Raw genomic sequence first — 449 nt, 5'->3', positions numbered from 1 at the left:
TAACGGTAAAACGGCTATGAGTTTGCGTTAAGAACTTTTTCTTGTTTTAAACTCTTTAAAACGCGGTGTTCTCGGTTTAATAAAAATTAAAAAAGATATTATCTGGTTTTCAAAGAACAAATTTTGATGAATTCTGCTATTCATCAATGGAGCCTAACGGGATCGAACCGATGACCTCCTGCGTGCAAAGCAGGCGCTCTCCCAGCTGAGCTAAGGCCCCATAATCAAAAAGGATGGGCCTAAATGGACTTGAACCATCGACCTCACGCTTATCAGGCGTGCGCTCTAAACCAGCTGAGCTATAGGCCCATAACATCCTTAATGAGAGTAGACCTCTCAAAACTAAACAAAGTTTCAACTGTGCAGGTTTCCGTATTATTCCTTAGAAAGGAGGTGATCCAGCCGCAGGTTCTCCTACGGCTACCTTGTTACGACTTCACCCCAATCAT

At 42.8% G+C, this 449-nt stretch carries 2 tRNA genes and 1 rRNA gene; all 3 read right to left on the bottom strand.

Going from position 1 to position 449, the window contains the following annotated elements:
- Window positions 1-147: 147 nt before the first annotated feature.
- A tRNA-Ala gene (locus KH893_RS12200) sits at window positions 148-220 on the bottom strand.
- Between the two features lie 14 nt (window positions 221-234).
- A tRNA-Ile gene (locus KH893_RS12195) sits at window positions 235-309 on the bottom strand.
- Between the two features lie 77 nt (window positions 310-386).
- Window positions 387-449, bottom strand: a 16S ribosomal RNA gene (locus KH893_RS12190); the annotation flags it as partial.

The sequence above is a fragment of the Liquorilactobacillus sicerae genome (assembly GCF_029916425.1).
In the GTDB taxonomy this organism is placed as follows: Bacteria; Bacillota; Bacilli; order Lactobacillales; family Lactobacillaceae; genus Liquorilactobacillus; species Liquorilactobacillus sicerae.
Note: the sequence above shows the minus strand (reverse complement) of the source record. Positions and strands in the feature narration are given on the sequence as shown.